Raw genomic sequence first — 21,174 nt, forward strand, 5'->3', positions numbered from 1 at the left:
TCCTAAGAGTTTGCTTTATTAGAAATAGTGCCTGTTGTGGCATCTACTTTCTTTTCCACAGCCTTAACTTCTGCACCTTGCCGTACTTTTTGCAGGCCTTCAATAATCACCTTTTCCCCAGCTTCAAGACCTGATTCAACCACCCACATGGCATTAATGCGGCGGCCAAGTTCAACAATACGCATAGCGACTTTGTTATCATCACCAACAACCAGTACAAATTTACCCTGTTGATTTTCTTGTACGGCGACTTGTGGGATCAGTGCAAGTTCTTTTTTATTGGTACTCTCTACGATTAAAGTGACAAATAACCCTGGCATCACAATACCATCGGGATTATCAAATGAGGCTCTAAGTTCAACCGTGCCAGTATTACGGTTAATTTTAGTATCAGCAAAATCTAATACCCCCTTTGCAGGAAAGGTCGAATTATTGGGTAAGCGTAGTGTTAAATCTATTGGTACATCTCGCGGGTCGCGACCTGACGGTGTCTGGTGCTGTTGACGATAACTAATGTAGTCTGCTTCTTCTACCTGAAAACTCACATAGATAGGGTTAACATCAGTCAGCTCTGCAAGTTCATTTGATGATGGCCCCACAATATTGCCAACATCATAATTTACTTTGCCAATGCGCCCACTGAATGGCGCTTTAATTTCGGTATAGCTTAAATTTAACTTCGCTTTTTCAAGCTCTGCTTCTGCCGCTTTAACCGCCGCAGTTGCTTGCTCAAAATTGGTCGTTAATTTGTCGAGGTCAGATTGTGAAATAAACCCTTGTGACGCAACATCTTTGCCGCGCTTTAAATCTCGCTCAGCTGCACTGGCCGCTGCGATACGGCTTTTTAAATCAGCTTCAACTTCAGTGACCGTTGAACGATACTCTGAAGAGTCAATACGAAGTAATAACTGATCTTTTTCAACAGACGAACCTTCGTCAAAGTGACGCTCAATAAGCTCGCCTTCAACTCGCGCTCTAATTTTAACCTCTTGAAATGCCTCGGTTCGTGCTACAAATTCACGGTAGTTACCGACCTCTTGTGTATTCACATTGTATACAGAGACAGCAGGGGGGGGTGTTGCTTGCTGCTGAGACTTGTCATCTGAACAACCTGTAAGTACCACACTTAATGCCAATGCATATACTGTTGTTGTTATAGATTCAGTTGATAGCTTTTGCATGCGTTGTGTATTGCGCATCAGCATATTTTTACTCCTTGTAGCGCGACTTAAAGCTAAGTCTAGTCGTGTCATGGGATTTTGCGAAAATTTGCAGCAGTATCTTATTAATCGCAAAACCGAACTAGCTGTAAACCAGCCTCTTTGTTTTAAAAATATACATCAATTTGTAACCAAATATATGACGAAGTTACTCTTTTTTAATAAATTACCTAATTCTTTGTCACACATCAGCATTTCTTTACATACATGTGATTAGTTCGTAAGCTCTAGCAAACAGGTCAGAGGAGTTACCATGATAAAACTAGAAATAAAACAACAGGTCGCTTGGGTTAGCCTTGCCCGTCCCGAAAAACAAAATGCACTCAGTTTTGCTATGTTTGTGGAGCTTTCAAACGTGATCAAAAAAATTAAAAACGATCGCAGTTTGCGTGCTGTGGTTATCTCTGGCGAAGGCGAGCACTTTTGCTCTGGACTTGATGTTGCTGCGGTAATGAAAAAGCCGAGCAATATCATCAAACTATTATTCAAATGGTTACCAGGAAACCAAAACCTCGCGCAAAAAGTGGTGTTAGGTTGGCAAGACTTAAATATTCCAGTGATAGCTAAAATTACCGGGCATTGCTTTGGCGGCGGTATGCAAATCGCGCTCGGGGCTGATTATCGTATTGTCGATAAAAACGCAAAGTTAGCAATTATGGAGGCTCGCTGGGGTTTGTGTCCTGATATGGGGGCTAACGTTGTGCTTGCTGGCTTAATGAAACGTGACCAGGCACTTTGGCTGGCAAGCCATGCAGGGCCTGTTTCGGCTGCAGACGCTAAAGAATATGGCTTGGTTACGCAACTCACTGACGATGTTGATAAACAAACCGATGCTGTACTTGAAACATTGATGGCGCGCTCGCCGGATACCCTAGCAGCAATTAAACGCATTACTCAGCAAAGCTATCGCTCACAGCAACGTAAAATTCTTGCTAAAGAAACATGGAGCCAAATTCGCTTACTAATGAATCCGAATACCAAAAAGGCGATTGCGAAAGCCAAAGGCGCTGAAGATATTCAATTTAATAATGCTAAATCATGGTAAGCTAAAGTCGCATAGTACAGCAGACAAGGGTATGATGTAGTTGTACTTTATTCGCAATTATCCTGACTCATGAAATACCTAATCAGTAGCGCCATTATTCTTGCTTGTTTAGCCGTTGCTAAGTATTTAACGGCTTTGTTTGAAAGCAGTTTTCCAGCTCCATTACTCGGTATGGTCTTGTTACTCGTATTACTTTTAACAGGTATAGTTAAAGAGCACCATTTAAAGCCCACAGCCAGCCCTGTACTCAATTATATGCCATTATTTTTTATCCCTGCGGGGGTCGGGATTATTGAACACTTAGGTTTAATCGCTGAGCACTGGCCTTTATTACTGACTATCTTTATTGTTGTGCCACTGACAAGCGTTATATTGATCGGCTCTGTTATCGCTTACTTTAAGGGGCGTGAAAATGATAGCTAGCTTTTGGTGGTTAAGCGTTCCATTAGTTATTGCTCTTTTCCTAGCGCTGCGTTTTTTAAACGCTAAAACACACCATGCTATAGCAAAAGCACTCACCAACCCTGTCTGCTGGGCAATTGTGCTAATTGCGGCGTGTTTAATGATATTCAAACTCCCCTACGCGCCATTCGCTGAGCACACTAAAGTGCTAAGTTGGTTACTTGAACCCGCGATTGTGGCTTTAGCGCTACCGCTTTATCAGCAATTTATACATGTTAAAAAGAATCTACTGTTAATTCTGATAAGTTGCAGTTTAGGGGTAATCAATGCCACGCTGGTTGCGTCGATTATTTGCGCTTTGTTTGCCGCGCCTGCAGAACTTAGTGCATCCTTGGCTAGCTTGTCAGTAACCACTCCTATCACTTTACTGGTCACCGATGCACTTGGCGGTATTCCTTCTTTAGCAGCGGCAATGGTGATTTTTATTGGGGTACTTGGGGCGATTTTCGGTAATTTAATTTTCTCGCTAATAAATATACAAAATGCACAAGCTAAAGGTGTCGCAATTGGCACTGCTTGTCATGCTATTGGCACTGCTTCTCTGATAACAGAGCAACCGAAGGCAGGCGCTTTTGCATCTGTAGCTATGGCATTGAGTGCGCTATTAAGCGCTTTAATCGTCCCCTTACTCTACCCCGCCATTCAACATCTGATATAGTAATGACCAGCAGTAAACCTTGTTAGGAAAAGCCATGATTGACGCAGAATTACAACAAGTGGAAAAATACTATAACCTGATCACCGAATATTTAGTGACCTACAGCATGCAAATAGTGGGTGCGATCTTAATTTTGGTCTTTGGCTTGTGGATTTCACAAAAAGTATCAAATATGGTGGCAGCCTTAATGCAACGCCACAATATAGATATCACCCTCACAAACTTTATCAGCAATGTTATCAAAGTCTTGCTGATCATCATGTTTCTTATTATTGCGCTGGGTAAAATAGGCATCAGTGTGACTCCCTTTGTGGCTGCAATAGGTGCCGCTTCATTAGGTGCAGGTTTAGCACTACAAGGAATGCTTTCAAATTATGGTGCAGGGCTTGCGATTATTGCAACGCGGCCTTTTGTAGTAGGTGATACAATTGAAGTAAAAGGGGTGAGCGGGCAAGTTAAAACGATTGAGCTCGGCTACACTATTTTGGTCAACGAAGAAAAAGTCGAAATCACCATTCCTAACAAACATATTGTTGGTGAAATTCTGCATAACTCGTTTAGCTATTCACTCGTAAAAGGCGAAATTGATATAGCTTATGATGCAAATGCTGACTTGGCTATTGAGCTGATCGAGACCGTTTTAAACGATCATGAACTGGTTGCCGATACACCACACTCACAAGTCGGTATTGAGCGATTTGCCGAAAGTGGTGTCACCTTAAGCTATCGCTTTTGGGTGCCAACCACCAAAATTATTGAGACCAAATTAGCAGTGAACCGCAATGTATTTAAGGCAATCCAAGGGGCGGATATCGAAATCCCCTTCCCACAACGGATTGTTACCCTCAATCAAACTAATGATAAAGGCGCTTAAGGCGCCTTTTTCACAGCTCGTCGACAGAGATTGTGTTTGTTCAAAAGGTTGTAGTACAATTTAAATGATAACAATTACTATCATCAATTAAGGTCGGGCTATTTTTACCATGAGTAAACGTCTTTGGTTCCAACTACACGGTTGGTTTTCGCTCCCAGTATGGGTGCTATTTTGCTTTATCTGTGTCACAGGCACTGTATCTGTAATAAGCCATGAGCTTACTTGGCTCTCTAACAGTGAAGCACGCGCAAACAACCCAAATGACTTACCAGTACTGGGGGTTGATCAAGTTATTAATAGCGTAGAAAAAGCTTACCCGACCGCCGATGTAATGAGTGTGCTCACCTATGAGCCTTACTTGGTTAATGCGGTTATTTTCACTGATACCGACAAACCTTACGCAGTGGCTTACGTCAATCAATATACAGGCGAAGTGCAAGCGGTTAATGACAGTATTTCTTTCATCGAATTTATGCGTACCCTACACGGCTGGCTATTCTTTCCTTGGCAAGAAGGCTACAGCATAGGTTACTACTTAGTCAGCGCCATGGCGTTTGTCATTTTAGGTGCATTGATTACAGGCTTAGTGATTTATAAAAACTTTTGGCGCGCATTTAGTCAGCCAAAGCTACGTTTTAACCAAGGTAAAAAAACCTTCCTTAAAGACTTACATACCCTTAGTGGCGTTTGGTCAATTTGGTTTATGGCAATAATGGCACTCACAGGCCTGTGGTATTTAGTGCAAGCCATCATGTGGCATAACGAAATAGACATAGAAGAGCATGCACCTTTGGTGGCTGTTTCAGCTTTACCTGCGGATAAACAAACACCGCCTACTGACTTAAAAGCGGCACTGGCAATTACCAAAGAGAAATACCCTGATTTCAAACCTAGCTATGTGATGCTACCAGAGCATAACCGTGGCATGTTTAACATCATGGGCAGTGGCGATACTATTTTCTACGATAATTACGCTTACTCAACGTCAATCAATCCTTGGACTGGTGAAATTGCAGCAAGTAAGAGCCCTGAGACTATGTCGGGACTACAAACCCTGTCGCATATTACTGATCCACTTCACTACGGTAATATTGGCGGCCTGTGGACAAAGATTATTTGGTTTATCTTTGGTTTGATTTTAAGTGGTATGTCGATCACTGGCTTTATGATGTATGCCGCTAAATTAGTTAATAATAAACCAGTCAAAGCGCGCCAAGCTGCGCCAGTAAATAACGTTCAGGAGGCAAACTAATGGCTCGTTTACAAGCGACTTGGTGGCAACGTAAAAAGTATATTTTGCATGCTGTGATACTGGCTTTGCCTGTGTGGTTTATTTATCAATCATTGAACCCTCAGTTTCCTGCACTTTGGCAAGAGCAACAAGCAGGCGAATTTAAAATCGCGCCAATGCCACTGAATGAAGATGCACCTTACTCACACCACAATGAATATGTTAAAGATTTCTTTATTGCTTTTAATCAAGGTGACATAAGCAATGTTCGTCAGGCATATTTAAATATTGGTCAATCACCTTTACCGCTGACAGAATTTGCAAAAGATGAAGAAGGCATAATGCATGGCACCAATCACGGTCAGCATGCCCACGCGATAGCTCCTAAAACCATCTCAGCAGATGATAAACTGTGGATCACCATACAAACTTGGCAAGGCCAACTGCATACCCTCAAATGGGATATCCCCAGCCAGTTTATTACTCAATAATATCTGAAAGGCCACTCACTGAGTGGCTTTTTTGTATCTCTGAAAAAACCTTTATCTCCTCCAAAACAATCAAAAGTAAAATTTTTGTTAATTATTTTCACTCAACACCTTTACAAAAGTAATAATATAATAAAGTATTATAAATAGTTTTCATTAACATCAATTCATTCAATTGATGTTGATCAGAACTCATCCAAGGAGCTAAACACACAAGGAAAGCTCAATAACAATGATTTGGAGACACAATGATACTTTCAAAAAAAGCGCTTGCTGCGCTCAGCTTTGCAACAACACTGGTACTTCCCAGTGTCTACGCGATTGATAATGGTGTATACACGATTAAATCAAAGTACAGCGCTAAGTTTGTAGAAGTCGCTAGCGCGCAAACCAATGATGGTGCGAATGTTAGTCAGTGGGCTGACACTAATCACGACACCCAGCGCTGGTTAATCACCAACATAGGTGGCAGCAACTATTCGGTTATTAACTTAAACAGTGGTAAGGCACTCGAGGTGTTTGATTTCTCAACTGCCGATGGCGGTAATGTGGTGCAGTATGAATATGCAAACATTGCTAGCCAACACTGGCAAATTTATGATGAAGGCAGCGGTTATGTCAGCTTTATTAACTTAAACAGTGGTAAGGCTCTCGACTTATATGGGTTCGATGGTAACGATGGCGCGAACATTAGTCAGTGGAGCTACAACGGCAGCGATGCACAGCAATGGCAACTCACCAAACTTGCCAATGTTGAATCCACTCCCTTTGATCCCTCCACCACCAATGGTGCTGCTGATCATTGGCCACTCACTGGCAATTTAGTTACCCACGATCCAACTATTGGCTATGAGAATGGCACTTGGTGGATATTTCAAACAGGCCCAGGCATTTACGGTAAATACTCAAGCAATGGCGTTGATTGGAATGATGCGCTGCCAATTTTTTCAAATGGTTTAAGTTGGTGGAGTAACTATGTGCCTGATCATGACGGAATTGATGTCTGGGCGCCTGAATTAAAAAGCTACAATGGTCGCAGCTGGCTGTATTATGCTATTTCAACCTTCGGATCTCGTGTCAGTGCTATTGGTCTTACCTCAGCAAGCAGTGTTGCCACAGGCAATTGGCGTGATGATGGCTTAGTGATCAACACCACCAATAGCAATAATTACAATGCCATCGACCCAGATCTGGTAGTAGCAAAAGATGGTGCGCCTTGGCTCGCATTTGGCTCGTGGAATACGGGTATTAAATTGACCCGTATTAACCCAATGACAATGAAACCATTTGGTCAAATCTACTCATTAGCAAGTCGCTCAGGTGGTATCGAAGCGCCTACCATAGTGTATCGCCAAGGCTACTACTATTTGTTTGTTTCGGTAGGCAAATGCTGTGATGGCACGAATAGTACATACCGCATTGCATATGGTCGCTCAACCGATATTCGCGGTCCGTACCTTGATAAAAATGGTAATAACATGTTAGCGGGTGGTGGTAGCATTCTTGATGCTGGGAATAACCAATGGGTGGGTCCTGGTGGACAAGATATTCTAAATACCGATGTGATTGTTCGTCATGCCTATGATGCAGGTGATAATGGCACACCCAAATTGCTCATCAGCACCCTAAATTGGGATGCTAATGGCTGGCCTAAATACTAGTTCTCCCCACTAAGCGCGTGAAAACGCGCTTTTTAAAATCGCTCTAAAATACTGCGAATAAACTCAGAATTTAATATTTGTGTCATCACGCCACTGCACCACATATACGCACGATGCAAAGGGTAGCCTTTAAAAATCCAACGTTTACGCACATGATTAAAGTCATGTAAATAATCAGCCTTCGTTTGTGGTAATGAGTCACCGGCCAATTTTTGCCACGCTTTATAAACCCCACTCATATCAGCACCACGCATAAAACGCTGTAACCAACGCGGAAAGTGTGAAAAACGAATCGCCGACTGAAAATCAATAATATAAGGCTTACCCTCTTTTGAGCAAATCACATTACCCAGATTACGTAAATCAAGATGTACTACACCACGACGATGCATTTTCGCTACCGTACGTTCGAAGTCTTTGAAAAAATTAGCTGGCAAATGTTCTTGCTGTTGAGCAAGCTGCCTAAGTGGTGTGCCCTCAATGAAGTCATAAGCAATAGCAATTGGCGATAATCGGCAAAAATTATCTACCACGCCATCGACATCTTGTAGTCGTGCAAGTCCCTTGTACTCTTGATTAATAAAAAGCGGCGCAATGGTTTTTCTTACCCACCAAGGACTATGCTGAAAGTCTTTGATAATAAGATCAAATTGCGTGTCTTTGTAACGATAAACAATGGCATTAGCGAACCGACCGGTATGAACAATAGACAAGCTTTCATGGCTAAATTGATGAGCTGGGAATTGGGCTCGAAGCTGCGCGAGCAAAGATGATTCGAACATAGCAACCTGTCACTTGTTAAAATTAAATGCCTAGGCAACTATATTATCAAAACGCGTCAACGGCGACAATGTACCGCTTAGAGAAATTTATGCTTTTAAATTATGAATTGCTCTAAACAACAAGCTGGCGAGTTGGTTTTGCTCTAGTTCAGAGAAGCCAACGAGCGCTTTTCGATAGATCTCATTAACTGCGGGTAAAATTTCAGGGTAAAGCTGTTGGCCTTTCTCTGTAAGACATAAAAGAGTTGAACGCCTATCTTCAACTGACTGTTTCTTAGCGACTAACCCTTTATCTTCTAGGCGAGTGATTAAACGACTCATGGCCCCACGGTCATATACCATGTGCTCACATAGCTCAGCTAAGGTGTTTACTTTACCTCGTGCAAGTAATACCACCACAATATATTGAGCTGATGTTAGCTCTTTATCCTCAAGAGCGTTATCAAGATGCGTAACTAAGTTAGAGCGTAAATAAGACACTAAACGCCCTAAGTCTTGGACAGGGTCTAAATCTTCAGCGCGGCACTGTCCAATTGATGCAGATTCTTTCATATTTCCTCAACAAAGATTAATAGCTATTCATTGACAGTTAATACCTAAAATAATTCAATCTTAGTCATAATTGGTGTAGCGTGAGTCAGGTATTTAAACTTCGGGGGTAGTATGCTCAGTAAACAGCACATTATAAAGTATTTAGGTCTTTTTGTACTCTTGTTACTGTGCTGGTTAGAGCAGTTCCAACATTATATCATGAGTTTTATCGATAGCGCTTTAGTGCAGTCAACCGTGGTGTATGCCTCGTCTCGTACAGTTAACGCCGCTATTTCGTTATTACAATCTGCCGAAGTGGGCATTGGCATTGCGAGTATTCAGCCAGCACAACTACTTGACCCTGTTAATGATCTGGCTGAATACATGTCAGATGCTATGCGCCTTGCAATAGGTTCACTATTTTTACAGCGAATTTTATACACGATCTCATCTGGTGTGATTTTTAATAGCGTATTTACTATTTCAGTCATTGCTTACCTTTTTTGTGAATGGCGCAATATCTATCCAAATCTTCGCCACAAACTTCTAGCAAGCCTTATTTTAATTCGCTTTCTCGTTCCCGCTATCGTTCTAAGCACAGGACTTATCAGCCAAGTTTTTTTAGATGAACAAATTAACTCACAAAGCCAACTGGTCAGTGAAAAAGTTGATACTGTCAGCGCTAATGCTACACAAACTTCAGCATTATCAGCACAACTCAAAGCTAAAGTTGATAGTCAAAAGCAAGCCGTGTTCGATAAACTCGATGGCTTGAATCAACAACAGATAACAAACCACCAGCAAGCGACTGAGTTAAAACAGCAACTGGCAGAACTGGATTCCCAGATTGACACTATTCAGTCAACACGCAGCCTTTCTGAGCGTTTAACGTTTACTGAACTTGAACAAGCGAAACCGCTGCTCGCCAAAAAACAGCAAATAACAACTAAGCTACACGCTTTATCCGCTCAACAAGGGACTCTTAATCAAGAAAAAGATGCGCTAAACCAGCAACTCGTGGAAATAAATGAGCAACTCAACACAAATGATGCGAGTAAAGTGAGTAAAATTATCGACACCGTTACCACAGGGATAGGAAATATGGTTGCGGCCGTTGAAGATCTTTTTATCGACTTTCTTAACCTATTATCATTACTCATTCTCAAGCTATTGCTAATGCCACTCATCTTTTTGTATTTATTCAATAAAGCGTTTAAAGCTATTTGGCATCGCCATTTCATTGATGTATTAATTGAAACAAAAAACCGCGCTATTAATTGATTGTTTTTTAAGCTATGTTGATACTCACAATTATAAAGGAGCTAACAATGAGTAACCAACATAGTAGTCACATTCCTCAAGAAGCATTTGATTGGTACGATGAATATGCCCATGGCTTGATAGACCGTCGTACCTTTATGAAAAAACTAGGCGGCCTAGTTGCACTAGGTTATTCAATGGCTGTTCTCAGTAGTGCCTTGTTGCCAAACTATGCATTAGCTGAACAAGTCTCCTTTAATGATCCTGATATCAAAGCCAGTTATACAACCTTCAATTCATTCAAAGGTCACGGTGAAGGTAAAGGCTATTTAGTTGAGCCCGCCAACTTATCTGACAAGCATCCTATCGTATTAGTGATCCATGAGAATAGAGGTTTAAACCCTTACATTAAAGATGTTGCACGCCGCCTTGCTAAAGCGGGTTTTATTGCCTTTGCCCCAGATGCATTGCACCCACTTGGTGGCTACCCTGGTAATGACGATGAAGGGCGTGCTATGCAGCGCTCAATGGACAGAGAAAAAATCCAACACGATTTCGTGGCCGCCGCAAAGTACTTAAAAGAACATCCAAACAGTAATGGCAAACTAGGTGCGGTAGGCTTTTGCTTTGGCGGTTATATGGTTAACTACCTCGCAGCTGTTGAGAGCAAACTCATTAATGCTGGCGTCCCCTATTACGGCACCCCTGCTGTTAAAGAGCTTAGAGAAAACATAAAAGCACCATTACTTGTCCACTTAGCTGAATTCGATAAACGCGTGAATGATACTTGGCCAGAATACGAAAGTGACTTAAAAGCCCACCAAGTGCCTTATACTATGCACATGTATGAAAAGGCGAATCATGGTTTTCATAATGATTCCACATCGCGTTATGATGAAAAACAAGCTGAGCTTTCATGGCAACGTACACTTGCATTCTTTAACGAGCAATTGATTTAATCGAGGCAATTTCATACACTCTCGGAAAAATTTGTAGGCTAGTAAAGAGATGGAATCGCAAATCAGTTACCGCTTTGACTCACAGCAAACCGCTAATCGGTTTTTAAACAAGCTTAAACACTGGTCAGTGGCTAAAGTCACCGCAAGTCTTTGCCAAGGTGGTTTCGCCGTAAAAATACGCTATGCAGTCGATAATAGTAGCTTTGATTACACCCTTGCTGAGCTTGATGATTTAGCGATGCAGCATGAAGGCGAAGAAATCTAGTTATTAAGTAGAAAAACGGCTAACCAAGTTTAGCCGTTTCGTTATTAAAGCTTTACTTATAAAACTGTATTTATAAATCAAAGCTACGCGAGATAGACGCAACAATGCGCTCGTCTGCGGTATCCCAATCAAGGCTGGTATTTTCACCGGCAAGCTCAAAGTCAAAACCTGCAAAGCTTGTTTGATAAGCAATGCGATAGTGGTTATATGACTTATCACTGCCATCCCATGTGTACTTATCACCATCCAGTGAATTTGAAATATCAAAGCTGGCACGGATTGCGTGGTTTGGTGCAATTTCAAAGGTATGCGCTAACATAGAAATAACATGCCCTGCGCCAGAACCAAAGTAGTCCCAGCTATACCAAAAGTTAAGCTCCGTTTGTCCTAAGCTACTGGCATAACCAAATTTAGTATAAACCTCAGGGTAATTACCATCGCTTGAATGACCTTCACCATGATATGAATAGTAAGCAATACCATAATCAACACTAAGAGCACTATTTAGTTCAACATAGTTACCGAAATACGCATCCCATTCAATATCTGTCCCCTCACCAAAATCTACATTTGAGGCCCACGTACCCACATACATACCAGAGTCTGCAAACGCATAGTCTAGACTACCTTGAATAGCAGGATCATTTTGCGTTTGGCTCACACCATTAAAAGTGTAATCTGATGCCAGAGTAACTGTAGTCGATAAATCAGCCATCGCTGATGTCGATAGTAGTGCCAGTGGCAACACTGTTGCGAGTAGTGTTTGTCTTGTTGTCATGTTGGTTTCCCCTTAGCTAACTGTTTCTATTTTTGTGTAATCTAATTTGTTGTCTTTTGGTGAGCCCTCGATGTTTTTCACCGTTTTTAACTTGCTGTAGCCAATAAATACTGCGCAGCCGAAAAATAACGCAATCACTAGCGCACCAACCCATTGGATCTGTAAAAAGTCGAACTTAAACAACAGAGTCAATAGTGAAAGCGCCACCACATTTAGGGCAATATAATTAAACTTACCAAAACGTTTCACCGTTAAGTTTAGGTTATCTGTGTATAAACGGATCAAAGAATCAAGTGAATTGATCACAAACACCACACCGACAAACACCATAGCGATGTTTTTCAAACCTGCTGTAGCAATACCCGCTTCATGATATTGATATAAAACGCTAAACCAAATTGCGATTGGAATAGATGGGAAAATCAACATAGCTGCCAGTACTTGGTAAGTCTTTAAGCCCCCCACAAAACGCGAGGTAAATTGACCAATCATAATACTCCAAGCAAACCACCAAAATAGATAAAAGGCATGGTAATCATTCAGCGGTAATACAAATTCATCAATATTACCAAAATAACCACCAATCAGCGCAAGGTTATCAACAAATGCTGATGTTTGTGCATCAGAGCCAACAAAGGCACCAAACCACATAAAGGCGATTAAAGCGATAAACAACCACGTAGTAGAAATACTTAAAAAGCGCACATATTTAATGTCTGTGCTCGAATACACAGCAAAACAAATCGCTGCAAACACCATTAAGTAGAATGTCGGAATAATTGACTCACCATCACCAAGTGACGGTAAATACCAAGGTAAATTCGACAGCAGTAAAAATGCAGTAAATGCGCATGTACCAATAATAACAATGTTATTAATTAGTTTTACCCAAGCAATTTCAAAGAACTTTACTTTGGGTTCTATTACACAGAAATAAAAGCACGTAAGGAAATAAAATCCCCAGATCAAGAAGCCCCAATAACCAAACTCAATGGCTAATGGATTGGCAAACGCATACTCTGGGCTTGCTTTTATGTCTGCATAACCTGCAAACTCTGTCAGTGGAAACATAATCAAGCCAACGTCTAGGCCCGATGTAAATAAAATTGCAATGAACGTAAACGTTCTAACCGGTGTGACGCCAACACACCTTACCCTACCCCATTTAAATAAAATAACCGCAATTGCTAACAGGGTAAAAATGATGCCAGCACTAAGCCAAAAGGTCATAGTTACCCCCCCAAAATAAGTAGTAATACTTCATTGTTTCTCCAGTTTTATTCCTCGCATTAACGCATCACAAACAACTCGTGATGCGCGCCACTGCAAGCCCCACAGCCGATACTGCGGGTGGCCTTATTAGATCTCCGAACTACGCTGCGTTGATTGCCATTGTTTTTCCATAGCAACATCTGCAGTTGATGCCGATAACACAGGCTTACCTAAAATGTGGTCAGCCGCTTTTTCTGCCACCATAATGGTTGGCGCATTTAAATTACCGTTTGGAACGGTTGGGAAGATAGATGAATCCACCACCCGTAACCCCTCAATACCGTGTACTTGAGTTTGCGAGTTAACCACGGCCATCTCGTCTTCACCCATCTTGCACGAACAGGACGGATGGTAAGCACTCTCAACCGCTTGACGAACAAAGGCATCGATTTCTTCATCACTTTGAACATCTTTACCTGGTTGAATTTCACCATCGCGATACTCATCAAACGCACTTTGTTCAATAATCTCACGAGTTAAGCGAACGCAAGCTCTAAAGCCTTCAATATCATCTTGATGCTGTAAGTAGTTAAATTGGATCTTAGGCGCCACCAGTGGATCCGCCGACTTAATTGTCACGGCACCACGGCTTTTCGGTTTGTTATGCCCAACATGCACTTGGAAACCATGGCCATCAAAGGCACTTTTACCGTCATAACGAATTGCTGCTGGTAAAAAGTGATACTGAATATCAGGCCATTCAACGCCCGGTTTTGAGCGAATAAATGCACATGATTCAAAGTGATTTGTTGCCCCTAAACCTGAGCGGTTTAATAACCAACGCGCACCAATGAGTCCTTTTGAAACAAGACCTAACTTGCCGTTTAAAGTAATGGGTTGCTTACATTTATATTGGAAATAAAATTCCAAGTGATCTTGTAAGTTTTGGCCAACACCTGGTAAGTGATGTTTAACCTCAACACCCGCTTCACTCAGGATGTCTTTATCACCAATACCTGATAATTGCAGAATATGCGGTGAACCAATTGGACCCGCACTTAAAATAACGTCTTTTGCTGCAAGTGCTTGCTGCTTAGAGCCAGATACTGAATACTCAACACCCACGGCTTTTTTGCCTTCCAGCAGAACTTTTTCAGCTAAGGCACCGGTGACTAGTGTTAAGTTTTTACGTGACTTAACTGGGTCTAAATATTCACGACTGGCAGAGCTTCTTACACCATCTTTAACAGTCATATGCATTGGCCCAAAGCCTTCTTGCTGGGCTGCATTGTAGTCATCAGTCTGCGCATAACCGGCTTGTTGGCCCGCTTTGATAAAGGCTTTATAAAGCGGGTTAGCCATTTCATTACCGTTATTAACCCCTAATGGGCCATTATCGCCACGGTAGTTGTTACCACCTAAATAGAATGATTCAGCACGTTTAAAATACGGTAAGCATGCTTGATAGTCCCAACCATTAGCACCGTGTTGCTGCCACTCATCAAAATCTTTGGCATGACCACGTACATACACCATGCCGTTAATCGATGATGAGCCACCTAACACCTTGCCTCGTGGGCAGTGCATTTGACGGTTATCTAAATATGGCTCTGGCTCGGTATGAAATTGCCATGCATATTTGTCGGTATTCATTGGGATTGATAGCGCAGTAGGCATCTTTATAAAAATGCTTTTATCGCTACCGCCCGTTTCAAGTAATAACACCTTATTGGAAGGGTCTGCTGATAGTCGGTTTGCCAACACGCAGCCTGCTGAGCCAGCACCGACTATGATGTAATCATAGTTCTGTGTACTCATTAAAATGGACTCTCTATATTGCTCATACCCACATAAATCGATTTAGTTTGGGTATAGTGATCTAAAGTTTCGATACCGTTTTCACGGCCGATACCTGATTGCTTATAACCACCTACTGGCATTTCTGCAGGTGAATTACCATAGCTATTTATCCAACAAATACCGGCTTGTAATTGGTGGATCACGCGGTGTGCACGCTGAATATCTTTCGTAAACACGCCTGCGGCCAGACCAAGGTGCGTATCGTTTGCACGCTGAATAACGTCATCTTCATCATCAAACACCAACACGCTCATCACTGGGCCAAAGATCTCTTCTTTCACTATGGTCATGTCATCTTTACAGTCGACAAAAACGGTCGGCTCAACAAAGTAGCCATTTGGTGCAGATGCAGGTGAAAGTGCCTTACCGCCTGTTAGTAATGTTGCGCCTTCTTGAATGCCTTTATCAATATAACCAAGTACAAGCTCTTGGTGCTTTTTAGAGATAAGCGCCCCTAAATTCACCTCAGGATCCATTGGGTCGCCAGCAATAATATTTTGCTCAGTGCGTGTTTTCAGCTCATCAATAAACTGCTGATAAACATTTTTGTGCACATAAATGCGCGTACAATTAGTGCAGATTTCGCCTTGCGTATAAAAATTACCTAGCATTGCCGCACTAACAGCTTGTGATACATCGGCATCATCAAACACCAATAATGGTGACTTACCGCCAAGCTCCATGGTCACATCTTTCAGTGAGCCGGCAGCACTTGCCATTACTTTTTTGCCTGTGCCCACTTCACCAGTGAACGACACTTTTTCAATATTTGGGTTTGCTGTTAACCATTGCCCTACTTCAGCTGCACCCTGCACGACATTGAATACACCAGCAGGTACACCCGCTTCGATAAAAATCTCTGCGAGTTTAATTGCACCAAGGGGTGTTTCTTCTGAAGGTTTAAAAATAACCGCATTACCCGCAGCCAGTGCTGGGCCTGATTTCCAACAAGCAATTTGCAGTGGGTAGTTCCATGCACCAATACCTGCACAAATACCTAAAGGCTCTTTACGTGTGTAGTAAAAGTCATTGCCAACCATTTGTTGCTGACCCACTTGCGCAGGAGCAAGACCAGCAAAGTACTCAATTACATCGGCGCCTGTTTCAACATCGACACACTCAGCTTCTTGCCAAGGCTTACCCGTATCAAGTACTTCTACTTTTGCCAGTCCATCATTACGTTCGCGTAAGATTGCCACGGCTTTTAATAAAATACGGCTACGCTCAATTGGCGTCATGGCAGACCACGCTGCAAAGCCTTGTTTTGCGCTTTCGATTGCCGCGTTTTGAATAAACTCATCAGCGATTTCAACGTGATAAATCACTTCATCCGTTGCAGGATTCGTTACTGCAAAGGTGTCGCCAGTTTGATTTTTTAAAAAATGGCCATTAATAAAATTTTCGTAAACAGGTGTGGTCATTTTAGGCTCCGTACTGTTTTATCAGTGAACGAATGTAGTCTTTGGCTAATCGCTCACAATTTTCGAATTGATCTTGGTCTGACTTACTTAATACGGCTCTTAGCCATAAACCATCGATCATGGCTGCACTTAGCTCAGCAGCTAGGTTAGCATCGCTATCGCTCATTAACTGTTTGAATGAGCTTAATAAGTTACTAAATAAACGTTTACTATTTACGTTTTGTAAGCGATGCAACTGGGCGTCGTGCATTGAATGCGCCCAAAAGCTCAACCAGGTTTTGGTGTTATTGCTTTGCTGCTGAATGCGCGAAAAGTTTGCTTCAACGATAAACATTAATCGTTGCTCTGGACTGGTCTGCGGCGTTACTTGATTCATCAGAGCTTGCTTTAAGCTCGTCAATAAATACCGCACAGTGGCTTCAATTAAGCCCTGCTTACCACCAAAATAATGACTGATAATGCCAGACGATAAGCCTGCCTTTTTACTAATGCTATTTATGGTGGTGCCTTGCAAACCAAGCTCTGCAACCGACTCTATTGTGGCGTCAATTAACTGCTGACGACGAACAGGTTCCATTCCAACTTTCGGCATAATTTTTTATTGATTGAACGTTCAATTAAAATAAAGGTTAAGGTAATCATCTTGGCAATTCAAGGTTGACAAATTGTAAACAACAACAAAATGACATCACTCACTTAAGCTAAGCGATTGTTATTAGGTTTATTATTCGAGATATAAAAAAGTTTTAAGTTTTTTTCAAAATCAAGATTAAAAAGCATGAATTATGGCTAAATCATGTTAATAACGAGATTTTTATTCTTTTGCGCAGACAAAATGAGATAGCACTTTGTATGTTGCTAACTAAAACTGATTTTGTGAGTCGCAGCTGTGCGAGGGATATGCAAAGTACACTCAAAAAAGCACTCCATCGATGCGCTTTCGCTGTTATTTAACGAAAGCGCAACGACAAAGTACGTGGGTAGATTAAATAATTATGTTCTGGCCTCATTCATTACGGCCATGGTCTTGCTCGATTGCGATGCGTTTAACTGGTCTTTAAAGAACCACGGCGCAAATAAAGTAATAACAAACAGCGTGACTAAGCCACTAATGAGCAGCGATAAACCAACTAAGGCACCTAGGTCGATAAGGGCTTGATGCTGTGAAAATAATAACGCGATAAAGCCAATACTAAACACTAAGACATTTGCAATAATTGCGCGACCACTTACTCTCATTGCATTTACCAGCGCATGGTTAATTGTAAAGCCATTCTTAATTTCATGCTGAATTCTTAATATATAGTGCACTGAATAATCAACAATCCCCAGTACTAGGAATGAAATAATGGCAGTACCAATATTTAGCTCAATATTTAACAGCGTCATAAGCGCAAAGTAGATCATCACCGTTGATAATAGCGGTAGTGTTCCAGCTAAACCAAGACGTATCGATCTAAACCAAGCCATCATCACAAGTAAAACCGTTAATAATGCAATCGATGCACTGACCGTTTGACTCTTAACCAAGGCATCTAACACCGCGGTCCAAATAATGGGGGAACCCGCGTGGGTAATGGTGACACCATCTGGTTTATTTGCTTCGATCCACGGTAAGGTATGATCTAAAAATGCTTGATAATCATTAGCCACCGTGGTCCCTAGCGTATAGAGTAATACTGTTTTAGAAAAATCTTCACTCAATACATTCGTTACATCTGAACCGCCACTATTTTCAAACATAAGAATAGACTGCCTAATAATGTCGCTTCCTGAAATGGTGATCTCATAGGGCTCTTGTGTATCTTCATCAATCTCAATAAAGCGTTCAACATCCTCTGGTAGTCGGTTATATTCAGGGTTAAAATCATTAAGCGTGTAGTTTATTCGTCTCACATAACGTGCCAGAGAATAACTATAGTTCACTGTTTCATGCTGATGGATATGCTGTTCTAAACGGTCAATGAAATGACTGATTTCAACCGTTAATGCGCCATTATCTTTGCCGGTATCTACTTCGATCCAACCTGGACTCGTGCCTGCTATATGATTATTTATAAAATCATCTGAGATACGAAAATCACTTTGTTTTGGAAAATAACCAGAACCCATATCGTCAACGCGAACCTTTGACGCTAAAAAGCCAGACCCGATAAATAAGCCAATGAAAATAACTGTAAACATTTTTCTATTTGCCATTACAGGGGTGAGTGCACTGACTAATAATCGACTTATAAAGTACTTCTTACTAACGTCACTACTACTTTGCGCGTGTTGCTGTTTAAAAATGTCTTTTTTCGGAAACAGAGCCAGTAATGCAGGGATTAATAAAAGTGAAATAATTAAGGCTACAAACATACCAAATGAAATGAATAACCCAAAGTTTCTGAGGCTCTCGATACTTGATGAAGTTGACACAATAAACGTTAAACATGTTGTGATAGTAGTTAAAACAACGGGAGAAGCCATGAGTATCATTGCACTGCGAATTGCAACTAAGCGTGATTTAACAATTTTTTTCTGATGGTAGTACTCAGCCATTACATGAATGGCATCAGATAAACAAATCGTGAGCAGAAAAACAGGTAAGATAGCAGTAATCACATCTAATGGTGCGTTTACCACAGCCATCATTCCCATGGTCCATATGGTACACATCACAACATTAATTAACGGGATAATAACCCCTAAAATAGTTTTGAAAAATACAGCTAAAATAATGGTGATCAACAGTAGAACAATGGGTAGCAAGGTCGCAAAATCATGGTCTATTACCTGCTTTTGAGCTGCAAAAAAGACTGGCACACCACTAATGTAAATATCGTCTTTTAACTCTGGGTGAGCAATTTGATAATCTGCAACCAGTTGCTTGAATGCCTCGTAGGCACGCACTTGCCCTGTTGCATCGTCCTCTAAAATACTTAACTCAACAACAATAAGCGCGACTTTGCCATCTGGAGAGATTGGGCCATATTCAATTAACTCATTATCTATGACTGCATTTTTTACAAACTCAATATCTTGATTTCGCTTATTCACCGTTTCCTGTGCGAACATAGTGCCGTATTCGTCTAAAAATACATTTTCAGTCGACGACAATCCTGCCATCTCTCTTACAGGGTCTACTCGCTCGGCAAACACACTTAAGTTGCGCAGCTGTTTAGTTGTTAACTGCCACTCAACTGCGCGATTAAGCAATTCACGCGCAATCAAGCCATCACTTGGGGTCATACCATCTGCAAGAATTTCATCAATACTTGCAACTAACTCGCTATTTTCAGGGTGATCAGCTTTAAGATCTTGAAGCATTTGAGCATCTGTCTCATCAACATAGTTCATTCGCTCTGCGGCACGAGATAAGTCAAAAATAGCGTTAATTGATGCCTGATTAAACACCGTATCTTCGTTATGCAAAGCGATCATGACAGAGTCATATGTTCCGGTAAACTCATCGCGCAAATCAAAAATAGTACTGCGTGCAGGGTGATCTTTAGGTAAAAAGTAAGGGTTGTTGTCCTCACTTAGATTAGCCGAAGCGATAAAAAAATAAACGGTAATAAGCGACAATATCGCCAGTATCGATTTTGGATATTTAAAAACAAAATCTAGGTATTTCTCTAACATTTCAGTGTCCTATTATAACTCAGAGATTTTAGTTAACTCTGCGACATCGCTGTCTTTTATGCCTCTTTTAAGCTTTGATTTTCTAAAAATTGCATCATCAACACCTTGGTTATAAAGGGTTTCATGAAATAGAAAAGTGCTCTTTTTATTCTCTACAAAGTTGCTCATCGTAGATGCGGTGATAGTCCATATGTCTTGTACTTTCTCAACCTTATCGATATCTAACTGCTTAAAAAGAATACCTTTTGCATCATAGTACTGCTGTTTAAGAATTAACTTTCTTTGTTTATCAACCCAGGTAACCAGTTTGTAATAACCAGACTTATTAATCACATCCTGGGACTTCGGCTCGCGCTCGATAACATAGGTTTCAACGCCATCTAGCATGTCAGTTTTTATAACTTTTGAGTCAAAATCTGTTACGCGTAGCTTATCGAGGTCGTAATAAGAATATTCACTGCCCATAAATGCACCGCGTTTGTCAGTGGCAGAAATACGCCTTACTTTTCTAAATGCAGGCAAGTACATCCACTGCTCGTCTTCTTGAGCTGTTCCTTCTTCGAAGCTACGCATCAAAAAGCTAATATCTCTCACATCCGCAGGGGCTTTTATGGCGAGCACCATTACTTCGTCTTTTTCGATATCCTTTTGCAACATGTAAAACTGACGCTGATTAAGTACACTATCTTCACTTAGAGTGCGAAGCGTCACTGTTGATAAATAGTCCTTGCCATCATTACGATCACGCACTTGTTGTAAAATTTTATCTGCATCTTCAGCATACGTTGCTGCACTAAATACAATACTCATTGAGGCTAAAAAGCATGTTAGTTTCATTTTCTC

20 protein-coding genes are annotated in these 21,174 nt (G+C 41.3%); 10 read left to right on the forward strand and 10 right to left on the reverse strand.

The features are described 5' to 3' along the window. Positions 1–2: 2 nt before the first annotated feature. Positions 3–1,205 (reverse strand): efflux RND transporter periplasmic adaptor subunit, encoded by a 1,203-nt coding sequence (locus tag L0Z67_RS12625; RefSeq protein ID WP_405128085.1) that lies wholly within the window; start codon positions 1,203–1,205, stop codon positions 3–5. A gap of 268 nt (positions 1,206–1,473) precedes the next feature. Here L0Z67_RS12625 and L0Z67_RS12630 point away from each other — a divergent pair, with 268 nt between their 5' ends. The 7 genes from L0Z67_RS12630 to L0Z67_RS12660 all read left to right on the forward strand — a co-directional run bounded on the left by L0Z67_RS12630 (position 1,474) and on the right by L0Z67_RS12660 (position 7,639). After that, positions 1,474–2,265: a crotonase/enoyl-CoA hydratase family protein gene (locus tag L0Z67_RS12630; RefSeq protein WP_405128086.1), complete on the forward strand. Its 792-nt coding sequence runs from the start codon at positions 1,474–1,476 to the stop codon at positions 2,263–2,265. Between the two features lie 69 nt (positions 2,266–2,334). Next, a complete protein-coding gene (locus L0Z67_RS12635; RefSeq protein ID WP_062569644.1) occupies positions 2,335–2,688 on the forward strand; it encodes a CidA/LrgA family protein in 354 nt (117 codons plus the stop codon). After that, complete coding sequence (locus L0Z67_RS12640; protein ID WP_405128087.1) at positions 2,678–3,385, forward strand: LrgB family protein; 708 nt, start codon at positions 2,678–2,680, stop codon at positions 3,383–3,385. Before L0Z67_RS12635 ends, L0Z67_RS12640 begins: the two co-directional genes overlap by 11 nt. 34 nt (positions 3,386–3,419) lie before the next feature. Continuing rightward, the gene (locus tag L0Z67_RS12645) at positions 3,420–4,259 is read left to right on the forward strand and encodes a mechanosensitive ion channel family protein (protein ID WP_062569642.1); all 840 of its coding nucleotides are present in this window, start codon (positions 3,420–3,422) and stop codon (positions 4,257–4,259) included. Between the two features lie 100 nt (positions 4,260–4,359). Continuing rightward, positions 4,360–5,511: a PepSY-associated TM helix domain-containing protein gene (locus tag L0Z67_RS12650; protein ID WP_405128729.1), complete on the forward strand. Its 1,152-nt coding sequence runs from the start codon at positions 4,360–4,362 to the stop codon at positions 5,509–5,511. Beyond that, entirely contained in the window at positions 5,511–5,981 is a 471-nt protein-coding gene (locus L0Z67_RS12655; protein ID WP_193987669.1) for a hypothetical protein, read from the forward strand. Before L0Z67_RS12650 ends, L0Z67_RS12655 begins: the two co-directional genes overlap by 1 nt. Before the next feature lie 245 nt (positions 5,982–6,226). Continuing rightward, positions 6,227–7,639 (forward strand): family 43 glycosylhydrolase, encoded by a 1,413-nt coding sequence (locus tag L0Z67_RS12660; RefSeq protein ID WP_405128088.1) that lies wholly within the window; start codon positions 6,227–6,229, stop codon positions 7,637–7,639. Between the two features lie 32 nt (positions 7,640–7,671). Here L0Z67_RS12660 and L0Z67_RS12665 read toward each other — a convergent pair whose 3' ends face one another. Further along, on the reverse strand, positions 7,672–8,421 hold the full coding sequence (locus L0Z67_RS12665) for an RIO1 family regulatory kinase/ATPase (protein ID WP_405128089.1): 750 nt from the start codon (positions 8,419–8,421) through the stop codon (positions 7,672–7,674). 87 nt (positions 8,422–8,508) lie between these two features. Continuing rightward, positions 8,509–8,973, reverse strand: coding sequence for a MarR family winged helix-turn-helix transcriptional regulator (locus L0Z67_RS12670; protein WP_193987671.1), 465 nt, complete (start codon positions 8,971–8,973; stop codon positions 8,509–8,511). 111 nt (positions 8,974–9,084) lie between these two features. Between L0Z67_RS12670 and L0Z67_RS12675 the strand changes: the two genes are divergently transcribed. From L0Z67_RS12675 to L0Z67_RS12685, 3 genes are read left to right on the forward strand one after another with little or no spacing between them, the layout of a single operon-like run. Next, positions 9,085–10,233, forward strand: coding sequence for a hypothetical protein (locus tag L0Z67_RS12675; RefSeq protein WP_062569636.1), 1,149 nt, complete (start codon positions 9,085–9,087; stop codon positions 10,231–10,233). 47 nt (positions 10,234–10,280) lie between these two features. After that, complete coding sequence (locus tag L0Z67_RS12680; RefSeq protein ID WP_405128090.1) at positions 10,281–11,171, forward strand: dienelactone hydrolase family protein; 891 nt, start codon at positions 10,281–10,283, stop codon at positions 11,169–11,171. A gap of 49 nt (positions 11,172–11,220) precedes the next feature. Next, positions 11,221–11,436, forward strand: a complete 216-nt coding sequence (locus tag L0Z67_RS12685) for a hypothetical protein (RefSeq protein WP_062569634.1) — start codon at positions 11,221–11,223, stop codon at positions 11,434–11,436. Between the two features lie 70 nt (positions 11,437–11,506). Here the strand turns inward: L0Z67_RS12685 and L0Z67_RS12690 are convergent, their stop codons facing one another. The 7 genes from L0Z67_RS12690 to L0Z67_RS12720 all read right to left on the reverse strand — a co-directional run bounded on the left by L0Z67_RS12690 (position 11,507) and on the right by L0Z67_RS12720 (position 21,168). Next, on the reverse strand, positions 11,507–12,214 hold the full coding sequence (locus L0Z67_RS12690) for a TorF family putative porin (RefSeq protein ID WP_062569633.1): 708 nt from the start codon (positions 12,212–12,214) through the stop codon (positions 11,507–11,509). A 12-nt stretch (positions 12,215–12,226) separates the two neighbouring features. After that, positions 12,227–13,444, reverse strand: coding sequence for a BCCT family transporter (locus tag L0Z67_RS12695; protein ID WP_062569632.1), 1,218 nt, complete (start codon positions 13,442–13,444; stop codon positions 12,227–12,229). A gap of 129 nt (positions 13,445–13,573) precedes the next feature. Further along, the gene (gene betA, locus L0Z67_RS12700) at positions 13,574–15,244 is read right to left on the reverse strand and encodes a choline dehydrogenase (RefSeq protein ID WP_193987674.1); all 1,671 of its coding nucleotides are present in this window, start codon (positions 15,242–15,244) and stop codon (positions 13,574–13,576) included. Beyond that, the gene (gene betB, locus L0Z67_RS12705; RefSeq protein ID WP_405128091.1) at positions 15,244–16,707 is read right to left on the reverse strand and encodes a betaine-aldehyde dehydrogenase; all 1,464 of its coding nucleotides are present in this window, start codon (positions 16,705–16,707) and stop codon (positions 15,244–15,246) included. Before betB ends, betA begins: the two co-directional genes overlap by 1 nt. A 1-nt stretch (position 16,708) precedes the next feature. Then, positions 16,709–17,299 (reverse strand): transcriptional regulator BetI, encoded by a 591-nt coding sequence (betI, locus tag L0Z67_RS12710; RefSeq protein ID WP_062569629.1) that lies wholly within the window; start codon positions 17,297–17,299, stop codon positions 16,709–16,711. Between the two features lie 401 nt (positions 17,300–17,700). Further along, the gene (locus tag L0Z67_RS12715) at positions 17,701–20,331 is read right to left on the reverse strand and encodes an RND family transporter (protein WP_062569628.1); all 2,631 of its coding nucleotides are present in this window, start codon (positions 20,329–20,331) and stop codon (positions 17,701–17,703) included. 12 nt (positions 20,332–20,343) lie between these two features. After that, positions 20,344–21,168, reverse strand: coding sequence for an outer membrane lipoprotein-sorting protein (locus tag L0Z67_RS12720; RefSeq protein ID WP_062569627.1), 825 nt, complete (start codon positions 21,166–21,168; stop codon positions 20,344–20,346). Positions 21,169–21,174 lie beyond the last annotated feature (6 nt).

Source organism: Pseudoalteromonas sp. PB2-1, from assembly GCF_045040605.1.
Lineage (GTDB): Bacteria > Pseudomonadota > Gammaproteobacteria > Enterobacterales > Alteromonadaceae > Pseudoalteromonas > Pseudoalteromonas arabiensis.